We start from the raw sequence: 16,732 nt of genomic DNA on the forward strand, positions 1-16,732 counted from the left end.
ATGAAGAGAAAGTGGAAGTTCAGCCACCTTTATTTATTTTTTGTCTTTTTCATTTTATACGCGCCCATTTTTTATTTAATGTATTACTCTTTTAACAGCGGAGGAAACATGCGAGAGTTTGAAGGATTTACGTTAGATTGGTACAAAGAAGTGTTTCAAGACACACGTTTGCTCATTATTGTCTTGAATACCTTAATTATTGCTCTATTGTCTTCGGTTATTTCAACGATTATTGGTGTGATCGGAGCACTTGCTATCGTATACGTGAAGCGTAGACGTGTTCAAAATACACTGTTAACATTTAATAATGTGTTAATTGTGAGTCCAGATGTTATTATTGGCGCATCTTTTTTAATTCTATTTACCATTATCGGTGTAAAGCTTGGGTTTATATCGGTATTATTAGCGCATATTGCATTCAGTGTACCGATTGTGGTCATCATGGTTCTGCCTAAGCTGCAGGAAATGAGTCCGACACTGCTCGATGCAGCCCGTGATTTGGGAGCAAGTCGCTTTGAAGTACTTTCGAAAGTGGTATTGCCATTTATTCGTCCGGGTATCTTTGCAGGCTTTTTTATGGCTTTAACTTACTCTTTGGATGACTTTGCGGTTACGTTCTTTGTGACCGGGAATGGTTTTTCCACGCTTTCAGTAGAAATTTACTCGTTAGCAAGAAGAGGGGTCTCGCTGAAAATCAATGCTCTTTCTACTCTTATTTTCATGTTTACCGTGCTGATTGTAATTGGTTATTACTTTATCAGTCAGCGATATAGCAATAAAGCGAAAGGGGTGGCGACTGGAAAATGAAGCAATTAGCAAAGCCGTTTATCTTCATCGTCATCCTTTCTTTCGTTCTTATGTATGTGGTTCATCATTTGAACAATGCCGAAGGATACTCTGGAGGAGACACGCTGACCGTCTATAATTGGGGAGATTATATTGATCCTGATTTAGTGAATCAGTTTGAAAAAGAAACCGGAATTAAAGTCATTTATCAGACCTTTGATTCGAATGAAGCAATGATGACAAAAATTGAACAAGGCGGTACGACATTTGATATTGCTGTTCCTTCTGAATACGCGATTAGCAAGATGCGTGAAGAAAATTTACTATTGCCAATTGATCATTCGAAGCTGCCTAATTTAAAATACATTAATCCGCGTTTTTTAGACCTATCTTTTGATCCTGGCAATAAGTACTCTATTCCTTATTTTTGGGGAACTGTGGGTATTGTTTATAACTCTGATATGATTCATGGTAAGAAGATAAAGAGTTGGAATGATTTATGGGATCCTAAGCTAAAAAATCAAATTTTACTTGCAGATGGCGCTAGAGAAGTGATGGGAATGGGGCTAAATAGCTTAAATTATTCATTAAATGATACGAATAAAGCTCATCTTCAAGAAGCAAAAAGAAAGCTTGATACATTAACACCAAACGTAAAAGCCATTGTAGGAGACGAGATTAAGATGCTCCTAGCAAATGAAGAAGCGGCAGTTGGCGTTGTTTGGTCAGGTGATGCTTCTGAAATTATGAGTGAAAACGATAAGCTGAATTACGTTGTTCCAGAAGAAGGTTCGAATTTATGGTTCGATAACATGGTTATTCCAAAAACGGCTAAAAACGTAGAAGGTGCACATAAATTCATGAATTTTATGCTAGATCCTAAACACGCTGCTCAAAATGCAGAATATGTAGGGTATTCTACGCCTAATAAAAAAGCGTTAGATTATTTGCCGAAAGAAGTAGCGAAAGATGAACGGTTTTATCCGGATGAAGAACTAACCAATAAGCTTGAAGTATATAATAACTTAGGCAAACGAATGCTTGCTTATTACAATGAATTATTTTTAGAATTCAAAATGCACCGTAAATAAAAGGTACTTAGTTAGGCCTTTATACTCAAGTTCTTTATTGTTTTTGTAAATTCAGTTGCGTGATAGCAAGAGGAAAGATAAAATACAAACGAGTAAAGCTAATAACATTTATTTTATGTTATTAGCTTTTTTATTTGTAAAACGGGAAAGATAAGAAAAAATTGAATGTTCTATTATTCATCTAGAATGTATATTTCACATTATATAGGAGAGAAAAAGTGAAGCAAAAACAAAAGCAGCATATTCAATCCATTTATTTTTTACGATTATTCGCTATGATGATGGTTGTGCTCGTACATGTAACAGCAGCGTATGCAACGGTACTGCCATTTGCAAGTGAAGCTTATCAGAAATATCATTTCCTTAACCGAATTGTTCGAATTGAAGCAGGAATCTTTATTGTGATCACAGGTTTAGTTTTCTTTTATAGTTACATTAACAAGCCGTTAACAAAGACTTTATGGAAAACGTATTATGCTCGAAGAGTGACATATATTTTAGTTCCCTATGTTATTTGGGCACTTATTTATGAATTTTATTCGTACTATGTGGGAGCAACAGAATTAAATGCAGCTGATATTGTGAAACGTATTTTACGCGGAGAGTCCTACTATCAGCTTCATTTTATCTTTTTAATTGTACAAGTGTATCTCGTGCTGCCGGTTTTTGTATGGCTAGCACAAAAAGTAACCATTTTTAAAAAATACATGTGGCTGTTTGGTATTATCATTCAGCTTGGTTATTTAATGCTTAACAATACGTATCATATCACTTCATTTAATTTATTTTTAAATACGATGGCTACGTTTTTACTCGGCGGTTGGATTGGTATTTATTATCGCGAGCAAGTGGATAAAAAGTACAGTCGTTCAAATATTGTATTATTTCTGGTGACGCTCGGATCGGGAATAGCTATTTCACTGTTAAATTATCACTTATACACAATGAAGACAATTCACATTTCAGGCTTTACGTATGAGGCTGTTAATACGCTTTATTTGGTCGTGGGAAGTTATTTCTTCTTCCGAATTGCAGAGATATTAGCTGAAAAGCTTTCTGTGAAGTCCGTGACGGTCGTTAAAAATATTGCCATGTACTCGTTTGGATTTTACTTGATTCATCCAATGGTTTTAAACTTTGTGGCAAAAGCAGTACCAATACAAGGAAACTATATGTTTCACGTGGAAATCTTGGCACGTTATATTTTGACATTAGCGGGCTGTTACCTCATTATTTGGGGATGTCATCGTCTTTTACCGTTTGCTAGCTTTTTGTTTGGTAAACTGCCAAAAGAAGCGGTGTTCATTTACCGACGTCCTGATCATAAATAGCGTTTAGTTAAAAGTTATGCCTGCTTGCAGGCATAACTTTTTTTATAAAGTATAAGAGATGATAACGCGCTAGTTTTAAAATATTTTTAAAAGTGACATGCTAAGATAATGATTATTTAGGTAATCACAAAAGGGGGAATTTGATATGCGTGTACTTGTAGTAGAAGATGATGCTTCATTATTACACGGTATCGTAGAAGGCTTAAAAGAAGAAGGATATGAAGTTGATTGTGCGTCTGATGGAGATGAAGGTTTGTTTTTAGCAGAGCAGAATATTTATGATGCCTTAATTTTAGATATTATGCTGCCGGGTATGACAGGGCTTGACATACTAAAAAAACTAAGAAAACAAAAGGTGTTGACCAAAGTTATTTTTCTTACTGCAAAAGATAGTGTAGAAGATCGAGTGAAAGGACTCGACTATGGAGCCGATGATTATTTGGTTAAGCCTTTTGCCATGGCTGAACTTTTTGCGAGGTTAAGGGTAATGCTTAGGGACTTGCAGGCAGAAGAAGGTATGATTTCATATGGTCCCATTTCTATACGAGAAGCCAATCATGAAGTAGTGATTAATGGAAGTGTCCTCACGTTAACGATTAAAGAATTTCAGCTTTTGGAATATTTTATTCGAAATAAAGAACAAATCCTTATTCGAGATCAAATTTTTAATCGGGTATGGGGTTTTACATCCGATGTAGGAGTGGGCGTAGTTGATGTTTATGTTCACCATTTAAGAAAGAAGCTTCAGCCTTTTAATTGTGACAATTATGTACGTACAGTCAGAGGCGTAGGCTTTATGTTAAAAGGGGAAGAGCATGTTTAAAAAGACGAGAATCAGGCTTGTGTTATTTAACACAATGGTGCTGATGGTTATCTTGAGCATTTTTAGTGTGGTTTTATATTTTTACATGCAGCATCTTATTTTTTTAAACCCGGACAATCGGCTAAGTGAGATGAGCGAGCAGGTTAAAAAAAGAAATTTACATGAAATTCAGGAAAACAATGAGAGAGAAACAGAACGTCGCGTTGCGTTTTTACTTTGGAGCAGTGATAAAAAATTAATCAAAATTACACCTAAAAAAGGGTTATATACAAACGATATTGACGACTTTAAGCCTGCGCTCTCAGAAGGAAAAATCCAAACGTCGCAAGAGGTAAACGGTCATGCTTATCGAGTGATGAATGTGAAAAATGAAGGATATATAAAAGATCAAGACGTTTCAACAATTCAACTTGTCTTAAACGTAGATCCAGAAACTCAAACCTTAGAGCACCTTGCTTTTCTTCTTGTCATTTCAGCTTTTATTGGACTGCTTCTTTCGCTTGTAGCTGGCTTGTTTTTAGCCAATCGAGCGCTTGTACCTATCCAAAAATCTTGGAACAAACAAGTCGAATTTATTGCAGATGCTTCCCATGAGTTAAGGACGCCTCTTTCCGTGATGCAAACGCATCTCGAGCTATTGTTTAGACGACCAAATCATACGATTGAGCAAGAAAGCGAAAACATTTATCAAAGCTTAAACGAAGTAAAGCGGATGACGAAGCTGGTGGGCAACTTACTAACACTCGCTAGATCTGATTCAAGTGCACAGCTGCTAAACAAAACGGTCTTTAATATGGGTGAGCTAGTTGATAAAGTAGCTAATCAGTTTGAGCCTATATTTGAACTAAAGGAGCTGCATTTCACAAGGGAAATTGAATCGTTAATGTGCGGAGGAGATCAAGAACGACTTCATCAGCTATGTATGATTTTATTAGACAACGCTTTTAAGTACACCCCACCTGGAGAAAGCATTCATATTAGTCTAAAGAAACATCATCACTCTATGATGCTAATTGTCAAAGACACAGGCATTGGAATTGAAGCGAAAGATCTTCCGTATGTGTTTGATCGCTTTTATCGAAGTGATAAGAGTCGGGCGCGTGCCGAAGGAGGATCAGGTTTAGGGCTCGCGATTGCCAAATGGATTGTACAAGCTCATGACGGAGAAATTAAGGTTTTTAGTCAAAAAAACGTGGGTACGGAATTTTATGTGAAAATTCCGCTATGAAAAAAGCTGCCTGTCATTAGGCAGCTTTTTTTGTCACTTTTTTGTTTGCAGTCTTCCATGCTTTCCATGCATTAGCAAGTAACAGGCCGATTAATAAATAGGCAAGGCCGCCAAAAACTAAGTAATCTACGGCGCTAATCGCCCCTGCAAGCATCCCAAATTTTATTTGGTCTTTATACTTCGCAGGAGAAGTTGGCGGATCCGTCACCATAAAGAAGGCTAAAAATAAAGCGGAATTAACAAAAGGAGCTCGTAAAGCATCCGCTACATCACCTACTCCTATTAATGACATAATCGTAAAAATAGCAAAATACACGCCTAAAAACGCAAATACTTGAGGGAATTTATTTACTTTGCTCGTCACAAGGTACCCTGTCACAAACACGAATACAATGAGCCAGACGGGTAGTAAAGATAAGCTTCCCCACCAGCTTTGGCCGCTTGAAAAGACAATAAGTGAAAAGAGAAGACCAAAAGCAGCAGGGTTAAAAATAGGCTTCTTTTTTACTTTTACTAAGTGCTTCGATAAAATAGCAACAGCTACAGTGCAAAATGTGACCCAAGCAGGTGTAGAGGTGCTGAGCACTAAGGCAATAATTAATCCAGTAATAATTCCGCCGTCAGGAAGCTGAATTTTCTTTTTATAAGCAAAAGAAAATCCTAAATCTAAGGCGGCCGCCGAGCATACGGCGAGTAGTAGGTGTCCTAATCCTTGAAAGGCAGAAGAGTTGAATTCACCTAATAAGGTTAAAAGCAGCAGCATAGCCATCACGTATCTTTTAGGTGTTTTAACTAGCTGCCCCCACCGACTTATTTCTTTTGGTTTGTTTTCATCTACAATAATATAACCTTTGGGTGTACTAATATATTTAACACCGCTTCTTCGTTCAGAACGTGTGGTCATCATTCATTAATTCCTCCATATCTGATGTGAAAAAAGGAGTGAAACTAGAATCGAAGAGTACGCCGCGTACGTCGGCATCATTCAATAAATTTACTCCTTTTTCCGCTCCTAAAATAAAAGCTGATGTAGATAATGCATCGGCCAGCATGGCAGAAGGAGCAATAGCTGTACAACTCATTAGACTGCTTCTAGTAGATGGAGATAAGGGATTAACCAAATGATGCATGAATGGTTGCGTCTTATTTTTTCTAGCATAATTTCCTGATGTGCAGACAGCCGTATCTGTTACACGCAAGGTCAGTAATGACTGCGTTTGAATCTGAGGGTGCTGAATCCCGACTTTCCACAAATCTCCGTGTTGATTGAGTCCTTTAACTAGGATGTCTCCTCCGGCATTAATCATAAAATGCTGATAAGGAAGGGAGTGGGCAGCCAAATCAATAGCTAATCCTTTGGCGACCGCTCCAAGATCTATAATCATCGGTTTTTGTAAGAGAACCGTTTTTTTATGTGTATTCAATACGATGTCTTTATAACTTCCAGAATCGACTGCTTCGTTCACTTGTACGAGCTTTCCATCTAAATAATGTTCGTTAAAACCACGTTTTTCTAATTGTTTTCCTACCGTTGGGTCAAAGATTCCATGCGTTTCATCTGCTACTAAGATAGCGAAATGAAGGGCTTCAAATAATAGGGGGCTAACAGCAACAGGTTCTTTGATATGTCTAATTAGCTTCATAACTTCGCTTTTGGCATCAAATCGACTGCATGTCGTTTCGACGGTCTTAAAAATAGTAAATGCCTTTGAGATATGGTGAAGGACATTTGCTTCCTCCGATTGGGGAGCAATTACTTGAATGGACACGGTTGTTCCCATACATAAGACAGAGCGGCTATACGTTTTTATGGACATCATTCGTTTCTCCTTTATGCATTCATTGCTTGCTGAAGGGCGTCATCCACGGCATTTTGAAAATCTTCTGTGCTAAGCGTTGCTCCGCTCACGACGTCGACATCTGAGCTTTGTCTTTGTACGACTTGAGACGGAAGATCCTCAATGTAACTCTCAGAATAGTGAGTATCCGCTTCTGTAATTTCAACTGTATCAATTCGGTCGTTTTTAATGGTCACAGATACGTAAACAGTTCCGATACGGTTGCTTCCTTGACCAGAATACGTTCCATCTTTGTATTTTGTTTTAGGAGCAGAACTTTCGGTACTCGCTGATGAAGGGTGCTTATTAGAAGAAGCGATATCTTCTCCCCAGTTATCATTAACAATTGTTTGATTGTCTGTCTGATCTCTCGTTTTTTTCTGATGATGAGCCGGTGTGACTTGAACAGCTTGCGCGTCAGATAGAGTGTTTATATAACCCGTTGCATAAATACTTCCAATGGCTACGCTGCATGCAGCAATCATCGTTTTTCCCATTTTGCTCATATTTGTTGAACCTCCCGATTTATACCAGAACTATAGTTTCGATTATTGATGGTGATCTTTAGCATAAATAAACTTTATAAATAAACTTTTAAAAAAGATTTAAAATCAAAAAAGTTTTTTCGAAAATAAATGATTCAAGTGAAAAGGTCATTTTAAATAATGAAAGGAGAAGCTGGAATTTCTTTCACAAGCCTAGCTATTTTGACATACGTAATAATAGTTAATATTTCTGTTTACTATCTAAACGTGCATGATAAAATAGAAAAGATGAATATGTGTTAGGAGGAACATCAGTGAAAATTAAGCTTGGCCTTTTATACGGAGGAAAATCCGCTGAACATAAAGTATCTTTACAAACAGCTCTAGCAGTTTCAAAAGCAATTAATCACGATAAATATGAAGTGCATCCAATTTACATTACGGAAACAGGAAAATGGATTCGCGGCACACAGCTGACTGGTCCGCTTGAAACAGTTGCTCAATTAGAAATTCAAGATAACGGAACAGCTATTTCACCAGTTTCATTGAATACAGAAATGTTTGCATTAACAGATTCAAAAACAGATGATCAACTAGATGTTATTTTCCCACTTCTTCATGGTCCAAATGGAGAAGATGGTACGGTACAAGGATTATTAGAATTATTGAATATTCCTTATGTTGGAAACGGTGTATTAGCTTCAGCAGCTGGTATGGATAAAGTTGTAATGAAGCAGCTGTTTGCACAGGCAGGTCTGCCTCAAGTGGAGTACGTATCATTTATCCGCCGCGAGTGGGAAGCAGATCGAACGGCTGCTTATGAAAAAGTAGAAACACTTGGATACCCTTGCTTTGTTAAACCAGCAAACTTAGGTTCAAGTGTTGGGATTAGCAAATGTGATAACCGCGAAGAGTTAGAAGCGGCATTTGTTGAAGCCTTCTTATTCGATCGAAAAATCATTGTAGAAGCAGCAGCAGTTGGTCGTGAAGTTGAAATTGGTGTGTTAGGGAATGATGAAGCAGCTTGTTCAGTAGTTGGAGAAATCTTACCTAAAAAAGCGTTTTACGATTACAAAGCAAAATATGAAGACGGCGATACAGGTCTTATTATTCCAGCTGAAATTACAGAAGAACAGCATCAAGAAATGTCAGCACTAGCAATCAAAGCATTTAAAGCAATTGATGGATCTGGTCTTGTACGTGCAGATTTCTTCTTAACATCAGAAGGTAAATTCATTATTAATGAAGTGAATACGATGCCTGGTTTTACACCTTTCAGTATGTTCCCGTTATTGTGGAAACACGCAGGTGTTGAATATCCAGATTTAATTGAAAAACTTGTATCACTAGCAATTGAACGTCATACCGAAAAGCAGCAAATTAAACACACAATGTAACTCACACAACACTATTCATCATGAATAGTGTTTCTGTGTTTAGTTTCAATTAAATAGTATCCATAGTTTACTTTATATCGAGAGGAGCAAACCAACAATGATTAAACGTACGCTTAAACAGCTAGCTGCAATGATTCCAGGAAGTGTATTTCATAGCGGGAACGAAGCAACTGTAATTGAGGGAGTCTCAATTGATACGAGAACTATTCAGCGAGGCAATTTATATATCCCAATTAAAGGGGAACGTTTTAACGGGCATGTATTTGTCGATAAAGCAATTGAAAACGGAGCGGTCGCTACTCTGTGGAACAAAGATGAAGAAAACCCACCGACAGACATTAGCGTTATTTTAGTCGATGATACGCTAGAAGCTCTTCAGCAATTAGCGAAATCCTATCGTCACGAGTTAGATATTAAAGTAGTGGGCATTACAGGAAGTAACGGAAAAACAACGGCAAAAGACATGGTGAAAGCTGTGCTTGATACAACTTACCGTGTTCTGAAAACAGATGGAAACTTTAATAATCATATTGGCATGCCGCTTACTATTTTGCGTTTAGATGAAACTCATGATATTGCCGTTTTAGAAATGGGCATGAGCAGCCGAGGAGAGATTGAGTTTCTTTCTAATTTAGCGGAGCCTGATGTGGCCATTATTACAAATATCGGAGAATCGCACCTTCAAGACTTAGGAAGTCGTGATGGAATTGCGGAGGCAAAATTAGAAATTACAAGCGGCTTAGCACCAACAGGTCAGCTTGTCTATAATGGTGATGAGCCACTTTTAACGTCGCGCGTAGTTAATCCAGCATTTGAAACGGTGACATTTGGCAGCTCAGAACAAAACGATTTGTATCCAAGTGCTATTTCAGCCGAAGAGTTAGGAACAACATTCACTGTTTCACGTGAAACAACATATTCATTCTTTATCCCGGTATTAGGTAAACATAATGTTCACAATGCGCTTTCTGCTATTGCGGTAGGCCATTATTTTGGACTAGACAACGAAACAATCGCTAAGGGATTAAAAGAATTAAAGCTAACAAATATGCGTATGGAGCTTGTAAAACGAACAGATGGCCTGACCTTCATTAACGACGCATATAACGCAAGTCCAACGTCCGTTAAAGCTGCTATCACGTTGATGCATGATTTAGAAGGCTATAAGCAAAAAATTCTTGTTCTCGGGGATATGCTTGAATTAGGCGATCAGGAAAAAGAGTTCCACAAAGAAGTGGGAGAGTTTATTCAAGCAGAAAAAATTGATTATGTTCTAACATACGGTCCTTTATCTGTTGAAATTGAGCAAGGAGCAAAAAATAATTTTGCAGAAGATAAGGTAATACACTTTGAGGAGAAAGATGAGCTTGTTGAAAAATTAACAGCGATTACAACAAGAGAAGATGTGGTTTTAGTGAAAGCATCTCGAGGGATGAAGCTTGAGGAAGTTATCTCAAAAATGATGCATAAATTACCGTGATATTAAAAAGAGTATAAGTAAGCTCTATTGCAAACGGAAAGCCATAGTGTTATGATGTAGTCTGAGTGTCTTGAGGCGCTTATACTCTAAACGTTGAATTTATTGAAGTAGTCGTTTAGAGCATTTTCCGTTTCCTCGGAGAATGCTTTTTTTTGTAAAATATAGATAGTCTAAATATAAAAGGAGTTTGAAAAACTTGGCATTATTTCAAGATTTAGGATTAAGTCAACAGCTTAACAAAGCTGTGAGTAAAATGGGTTTTGAAGAAGCAACACCAATTCAATCAGAAACTATCCCATTAGCACTAGAAGGTCACGATTTGATCGGACAAGCACAAACAGGAACAGGGAAAACAGCGGCATTTGGTATTCCTCTTATTGAAAAAGTTGATGTAAACGTAGATGCAATTCAAGGGTTAATTATTGCTCCTACTCGTGAACTTGCTGTACAGGTATCTGAAGAACTTTACAAAATTGGTCAAACAAAGCGCGTACGCGTGCTATCAATTTATGGTGGTCAAGATATCAGTCGTCAAATTCGTGCATTGAAAAAGCACCCTCATATCATCGTAGGGACACCAGGACGTATGCTAGATCATATTAATCGTCGTACACTTCGTCTACAAGACGTTCATACAGTTATTTTAGATGAAGCAGATGAAATGTTAAACATGGGATTCATCGAAGACATTGAAAAAATCTTATCAAACGTACCTGAGAACCACCAAACACTTTTATTCTCAGCAACAATGCCTACTCCAATCCGTCGCATTGCTGAAAAATTCATGAACGAACCAAAAGTGGTAAAAGTAAAAGCAAAAGAAGTAACGATGCCAAACATTACGCAGTATTATTTAGAAGTACAAGAAAAGCGTAAATTTGATATCCTTACTCGTCTTTTAGATATGCAATCACCTGAATTAGCTATCATCTTTGGTCGTACAAAGCGCCGTGTTGATGAGTTATCAGAAGCATTAAATATGCGTGGTTATTCTGCACAAGGTATCCATGGTGACTTGACACAATCGAAACGTCTATCTGTACTACGTCAATTTAAAGAAGGTTCTATTGATGTATTAGTTGCGACAGACGTAGCTGCACGCGGACTTGATATTTCTGGTGTTACTCATGTATACAACTTTGATATCCCTCAAGATCCGGAGAGCTATGTACACCGTATCGGACGTACAGGACGTGCTGGTAAAATGGGTGCTGCTATGACATTTGTAACGCCAAGAGAAACTGGACAGTTACACAATATTGAGCGTACAACAAAACGTAAAATGGAGCGTATGACTGCTCCAACGCTTGATGAAGCAATGGAAGGTCAACAGCGTATTGCAGCTGACAAATTAACGGAATCTGTGACACAAGGCAACTTATCTTACTACAAACAGTTGGCAGAAGAGTTACTTGAAGAGCACGATTCAGTTTCATTAGTGGCAGCGGCAATCAAATTATTTACAAAAGAACCAAATGAATCACCAATTCAATTAACTGCTGAACCACCGGTAATTGCAAAAGGTGATAAAAACAAACGTGGAAATGGCGGAGGTCGTTCACGTTCTAACTCTAAAAACTACTCACAGCAAAATCGTCGTGGAAACTCAAAGCGTTTTGGTGACAAGCGTCGCGGTGGAAGCAACGGCAGTGATAATAGAAATCGCAATAGCAGCAGTAATCGTAAAGATTCTCGCAGCAAAGCGTAAAATAAAAACGAGCCTTAACAGGCTCGTTTTTTTTATGTGTTAATTGCTATTTTATTGGTGCACACTATGAGTAAAATAAAATGGGGTGTTCACTAATGTCGACCATTGTTCGGTTAGGTTATGTGGCGATGAGCGTTCATTTGGAAAATAGTTCTCCTTCTCAAACAATGACTTTTGCACAATTTCAGCGTGTGAAAGACCATGAAGCGGCCATTCGCAAGCTCGAACGTATTGCAATATCCAACTTAGAAAACTGCTTACGGTTATTAAAACATAATGCTTGGAGTGAAATTGAGTTTTTTCGATTCAGTTCTAAGTTAATTCCATTAGCTAACCATGAGGCACTAAAAGAGTGGAACTACATAGCTCCTTTAAAAGATGCTCTTCAGCGTATTTCTGTATTTTTGAAGGAACATCCAATGCGAGTAGATTTTCACCCGGATCATTTTGTTGTTTTAAACTCAACGGATAAAGAGGTTTTTAAGCATTCTATCCAAACTCTTCGCATGCATCAAAAGTTGCTGAAAGGAATGGATATTCCGCTTCAAAATCGCTGTGTTCTACATGTTGGAGGAGCTTATAATGATAAAGAAAAAGCACTGGAGCAGTTTATTCATAATTGGGGGCTTGTACCTCAATCCCTTCAGCAAATGATTATGTTGGAAAACGACGATACAACCTTTCATATAAAAGACGTCTTGTATTTATGTGAAAAACTAAATGTCCCAATCATTTTTGATCTTCATCATCATCAGGCGAACAACGATGAAACTTCATGGCAAGAGCATTGGGACCGTATCATTAGAACATGGGAACATGAAACACTCCCTCTAAAAATGCATATATCTAGTCCTAAAAGTGATAAAGAATTTAGAGCCCATGCAGATTATATCGATGTTAATGGGTTTTACAGCTTTTTAAAAGAAGTAAATGGAACGATACCGCAAATTGATTGCATGATTGAAGCTAAGAAAAAAGATGAAGCGCTCTTTCAGTTAGTAAGAGATTTGAAGACTTATGAAGATGTGGAATTTATTAACTCATCCACTTTTTATATTAAATCCTAAAGCAGGCCTTATATCTGTGGCTTGTTTTTCTGTTTGAACGTAAGAAAAGCGAGAAGAAATCCAGCAATACCTCCAGCGAAATGAGCTGTATTGTTGGTTCCTGGCGTTAGCAGACCTGAAAGTAATCCAATAATTAAAAAGACGACAATGATTTGCTGGTTGCTTTTAGAAAGCATATGCTTTTGTTTTATGACAAGATAGAGGTAAAATCCCAGCAGTCCGAAAATGGCACCGGATGCACCCACATGGCTGTAAAAAGAAGATTGGATTAGAAATGTAACGATATTTCCAAGCAATCCACACGTAAGGTAGAATAGAAGAAACTTATAAGAAGAAAGAATACGCTCAGCGCCTGGTCCTAACAAGAACAAGGAAAATGAGTTGAAAAGAAGATGTGAAAAGCTTAGATGTAAAAAGATAGGTGTGAAAAGCCGCCAGTAGTCTCCTTGGGAAATTAAACTATTCACACCAATAAGCTGATGTATAAAAGATTCTGCAAGGTGTGAGGGAAGAGCGGCAAGTAACCATAGCGCAATGTGGATGCAGATAAGTGTGAAGGTAACAGGATAAAAACGTTTAAATTCAGCTGCATTTTCTGTGCGTACGAACATATTTGTCACTCCTTTTTATAAAGGCATTTTTATATACTATTCTGTAAGAGAGGATTAAATGAAAATGATTATAGGAACTGGAATTGATATTACAGAGTTAGAGCGGATTGAAAAAATGGTGCAGCGTCAAAGCGCTTTTATTACTCGGATTTTAACAAAAAATGAAAGAGAACGCTATGAAAAGCTATCAAGCCGACGTAAGGTCGAATTTTTAGCAGGAAGATTTGCTGTGAAGGAAGCATATTCGAAAGCTCTTGGAACAGGAATAGGGAAAGATTTCAGCTTCCAAGATATCGAAATCGTGAATGATGAAAGAGGGAAACCCCACATTGTTACAAAACAACCACTGGAAGCATCTGTACACGTATCTATTTCCCACAGTGCGCACTATGCGATTGCTCAAGTAATTATTGAACGCTTGTCAAGCTAGTCTGCATATTCACTATTTCTTGTTCATATATTCATAGTGTGGATAGGGGAGACAAGATATGTTCTTGCTTCTCCGTTTAGCTGTGAATATAAGAAACAAAGGAGTTGGGGAAATGCATAAAAAATGGATTGGCTTATTTGTTTGCGCCTTTTTTCTCTTAGCCTTATCAGCATGCGGTGAAAAAAGTCAGCAGGATGTAACAGATGCATTGGATGCCAAGGTACAAGAAATGGCGGGGTATAAATCAGATGCTAAGATGACATTGAATACAGGGAAAGATGCTCAAGTATACGATGTAGAGATTTGGCATAGTAAGCCTATGTACTATCGAGTGAATTTGAAAAATACAAAGAAAGATCAAAGCCAAATGATTTTGCGTAATGATGAAGGGGTTTTTGTTTTAACGCCTGCCTTAAATAAAAGCTTTCGTTTTCAAAGTGACTGGCCGCAAAATAGCAGTCAAGCTTATTTGTATGAATCCCTTGTCCAAGATATTGTGAAGGATGAAAAGGCAAGTTTTAAGTCAACGGATAAACATTATATTTTTGAAACAAAAACGAACTATCAAAATAGCACAATGCTTCCTAAACAAGAAATTACGCTGAACAAAAGTGACTTAGCGCCTGTGTCGGTTAAAATTATGGATACGGATAATAAAGTGTTAATAAAAGTTGATTTCTCTAAGGTGAAATTCGATTCTAAGTTTGATAAAGGGGCTTTTGATACAAAAAGAAACATGACAAGTGCAAAGATTGACATTCCGACATTAGCTCAGCACAAATCATTTAGCGTTCTTTATCCTAAGGACGTTCCAAAAGGTACAAAGCTGTCCAAGGAAAAGAAAATTGAGACGGAAAATGGTGAGAGAGTCGTTTTAATGTACAAAGGAGAAAAGCCGTTTACGCTTGTACAAGAAAAAGCGCAAGTAGCTAAAACAGCAACATCTACAGTTACTGCCGGAGAGCCATTTGATTTAGGTTTTACTGTGGGAGCTTTAACGGATAAAAGTCTATCTTGGACATATAATGGAGTAGACTTTATGCTGGCTTCTGATCAGCTGACACCAGATGAATTGAGTACAGTTGCTAGATCTGTGCAAAGTCAGATGGGAAAATAAGAGAAGCTTACAAGCCTGCATATATGTAGGCTTGTTCTTGCTTAATTTGAATAAAGATCGAGATGAAGTTTGGCTATAGATGTATTATACTAACAGAGGAAAGTACGTTTAGAATGGTTCTGAAAAAAGGAAGTGTCGTAGTAATGGATGCATTTTATAGAGAAACATGGGCAGAAATTGATGTAGAAGCCATTTTTCAAAATGTGAATCATGTAAGAGAACTGATACCGGGGCATAAAACGTTAATGGCCGTAGTAAAAGCGAATGCGTACGGGCATGGAGATAAAGAAGTAGCAGAGATTGCGCTTCAAGCTGGCGCTGATATGCTAGCTGTAGCTTTTTTGGATGAAGCTATTGCTCTTCGAAAAAAAGGAATAAAGGAATCCATTTTAGTATTAGGAGCCGTGCCTCCCTTACACATTCAAACTGCATTGGAGTGGGATGTAACGGTCACTGCTTATAGCAAAGCTTGGATTGAAGAAGCGGCGTCCATTCTAGGTGCAAACAGTCAGTTGCATATGCATTTAAAAATAGATACAGGCATGGGTCGCTTAGGAATTAGAACAAAAGAAGAATTACACGAAACGATGAATATCATCACTTCTCATTCAGGGTTCGCGCTGGATGGAGTGTTTACGCACTTTGCAACAGCAGACGAGCTAAATTCGTCTTATTTTGAAAAACAATACACATTCTTTGAAGAAATGGTTCGAATTGTGAAAGAACATAGTTTTACACCTCCGATGATTCACTGTGCAAATAGCGCAGCTTTGCTTCGTCGTCCGAGCGATATCTTTAATGGCGTACGCTTAGGTATCTCTATGTATGGCTTGAGTCCTTCAGAGGAATTAAAAGAAGTCTTGCCAATTCCGTTAAAACAAGCTTTTTCGCTGCACAGCCGTATTGTGCATGTTAAAAAAGTCAAAAAAGGGAGTCATATCAGTTACGGAGCTACTTATGAAGCTAAAGAAGATGAATGGATTGCTACTATTCCAGTAGGATACGCAGACGGCTGGATTCGTAAATTAAGTAATTTTGAAGTGTTAGTAGATGGAGTTAAAGTGCCAATTGTTGGTAGGATATGCATGGATCAATTGATGATTAAATTGCCTAAAATGTATAAAATGGGTACAAAAGTAACATTTATTGGAAAACAACAAGGTGCTGAAATTACAATTGATGAAGTAGCAAAGCATCTTGAAACAATTAATTATGAAATCCCTTGCATGATTGCAGCAAGGGTTCCGAGGGTTTATACAAGAGATTCTCAGCACATTCATGTTAATAATTATATCTTGCGCTGAATATACATCTTCCTGAGTCAACATAAAAAGCCTGCG

The 16,732-nt window shown here is 37.6% G+C and carries 16 protein-coding genes; 12 read left to right on the plus strand and 4 right to left on the minus strand.

All coding sequences use genetic code 11. From position 1 onward, the window contains the following. The 5 genes from CEQ83_RS00960 (at position 1) to CEQ83_RS00980 (ending at position 5,259) form a co-directional block, all read left to right on the plus strand. Positions 1-807 (plus strand): ABC transporter permease, encoded by an 807-nt coding sequence (locus CEQ83_RS00960; RefSeq protein WP_028411893.1) that lies wholly within the window; start codon positions 1-3, stop codon positions 805-807. Then, positions 804-1,877, plus strand: coding sequence for an ABC transporter substrate-binding protein (locus tag CEQ83_RS00965; protein WP_028411892.1), 1,074 nt, complete (start codon positions 804-806; stop codon positions 1,875-1,877). Before CEQ83_RS00960 ends, CEQ83_RS00965 begins: the two co-directional genes overlap by 4 nt. A gap of 218 nt (positions 1,878-2,095) precedes the next feature. Beyond that, complete coding sequence (locus tag CEQ83_RS00970) at positions 2,096-3,208, plus strand: acyltransferase (RefSeq protein ID WP_028411891.1); 1,113 nt, start codon at positions 2,096-2,098, stop codon at positions 3,206-3,208. A 145-nt stretch (positions 3,209-3,353) separates the two neighbouring features. Continuing rightward, complete coding sequence (locus tag CEQ83_RS00975) at positions 3,354-4,031, plus strand: response regulator transcription factor (RefSeq protein ID WP_028411890.1); 678 nt, start codon at positions 3,354-3,356, stop codon at positions 4,029-4,031. Further along, positions 4,024-5,259 carry a sensor histidine kinase gene (locus tag CEQ83_RS00980; protein ID WP_028411889.1) on the plus strand — a complete coding sequence of 412 codons (1,236 nt, stop codon included), beginning with the start codon at positions 4,024-4,026 and terminating at the stop codon, positions 5,257-5,259. The genes CEQ83_RS00975 and CEQ83_RS00980 overlap by 8 nt, the downstream gene beginning before the upstream one ends. 16 nt (positions 5,260-5,275) lie before the next feature. Here CEQ83_RS00980 and CEQ83_RS00985 read toward each other — a convergent pair whose 3' ends face one another. From CEQ83_RS00985 to CEQ83_RS00995, 3 genes are read right to left on the minus strand one after another with little or no spacing between them, the layout of a single operon-like run. Further along, complete coding sequence (locus tag CEQ83_RS00985) at positions 5,276-6,166, minus strand: RnfABCDGE type electron transport complex subunit D (protein ID WP_228123023.1); 891 nt, start codon at positions 6,164-6,166, stop codon at positions 5,276-5,278. Next, the gene (locus CEQ83_RS00990) at positions 6,147-7,076 is read right to left on the minus strand and encodes an FAD:protein FMN transferase (RefSeq protein WP_228123024.1); all 930 of its coding nucleotides are present in this window, start codon (positions 7,074-7,076) and stop codon (positions 6,147-6,149) included. The genes CEQ83_RS00985 and CEQ83_RS00990 overlap by 20 nt, the downstream gene beginning before the upstream one ends. A 14-nt stretch (positions 7,077-7,090) precedes the next feature. Further along, complete coding sequence (locus tag CEQ83_RS00995) at positions 7,091-7,603, minus strand: FMN-binding protein (protein ID WP_033580799.1); 513 nt, start codon at positions 7,601-7,603, stop codon at positions 7,091-7,093. Between the two features lie 293 nt (positions 7,604-7,896). On the opposite strand from CEQ83_RS00995, the gene CEQ83_RS01000 reads away from it, so the two are divergent. The 4 genes from CEQ83_RS01000 to uvsE all read left to right on the plus strand — a co-directional run bounded on the left by CEQ83_RS01000 (position 7,897) and on the right by uvsE (position 13,234). Continuing rightward, positions 7,897-8,979 carry a D-alanine--D-alanine ligase gene (locus CEQ83_RS01000; protein WP_013054995.1) on the plus strand — a complete coding sequence of 361 codons (1,083 nt, stop codon included), beginning with the start codon at positions 7,897-7,899 and terminating at the stop codon, positions 8,977-8,979. Between the two features lie 97 nt (positions 8,980-9,076). Next, complete coding sequence (locus tag CEQ83_RS01005) at positions 9,077-10,459, plus strand: UDP-N-acetylmuramoyl-tripeptide--D-alanyl-D-alanine ligase (RefSeq protein ID WP_099000535.1); 1,383 nt, start codon at positions 9,077-9,079, stop codon at positions 10,457-10,459. Positions 10,460-10,655: 196 nt separating this feature from the next. Beyond that, on the plus strand, positions 10,656-12,167 hold the full coding sequence (locus CEQ83_RS01010) for a degradosome RNA helicase CshA (RefSeq protein ID WP_028411884.1): 1,512 nt from the start codon (positions 10,656-10,658) through the stop codon (positions 12,165-12,167). A gap of 95 nt (positions 12,168-12,262) precedes the next feature. Next, the gene (uvsE, locus tag CEQ83_RS01015) at positions 12,263-13,234 is read left to right on the plus strand and encodes a UV DNA damage repair endonuclease UvsE (RefSeq protein ID WP_033580801.1); all 972 of its coding nucleotides are present in this window, start codon (positions 12,263-12,265) and stop codon (positions 13,232-13,234) included. An 8-nt stretch (positions 13,235-13,242) separates the two neighbouring features. On the opposite strand, the gene CEQ83_RS01020 is transcribed toward uvsE, so the two are convergent. Continuing rightward, positions 13,243-13,845 (minus strand): rhomboid family intramembrane serine protease, encoded by a 603-nt coding sequence (locus tag CEQ83_RS01020; protein WP_028411882.1) that lies wholly within the window; start codon positions 13,843-13,845, stop codon positions 13,243-13,245. 64 nt (positions 13,846-13,909) lie between these two features. Between CEQ83_RS01020 and acpS the strand changes: the two genes are divergently transcribed. The 3 genes from acpS to alr all read left to right on the plus strand — a co-directional run bounded on the left by acpS (position 13,910) and on the right by alr (position 16,696). After that, a complete protein-coding gene (gene acpS / locus CEQ83_RS01025) occupies positions 13,910-14,275 on the plus strand; it encodes a holo-ACP synthase (protein WP_028411881.1) in 366 nt (121 codons plus the stop codon). Positions 14,276-14,333: 58 nt separating this feature from the next. Continuing rightward, entirely contained in the window at positions 14,334-15,392 is a 1,059-nt protein-coding gene (locus CEQ83_RS01030; protein WP_033580802.1) for a LolA family protein, read from the plus strand. A gap of 113 nt (positions 15,393-15,505) precedes the next feature. Beyond that, positions 15,506-16,696 carry an alanine racemase gene (gene alr, locus CEQ83_RS01035; RefSeq protein WP_034327253.1) on the plus strand — a complete coding sequence of 397 codons (1,191 nt, stop codon included), beginning with the start codon at positions 15,506-15,508 and terminating at the stop codon, positions 16,694-16,696. The last annotated feature ends 36 nt before the right edge of the window (positions 16,697-16,732 follow it).

This window comes from Priestia megaterium (genome assembly GCF_009497655.1).
Classification (GTDB): Bacteria; Bacillota; Bacilli; order Bacillales; family Bacillaceae_H; genus Priestia; species Priestia zanthoxyli.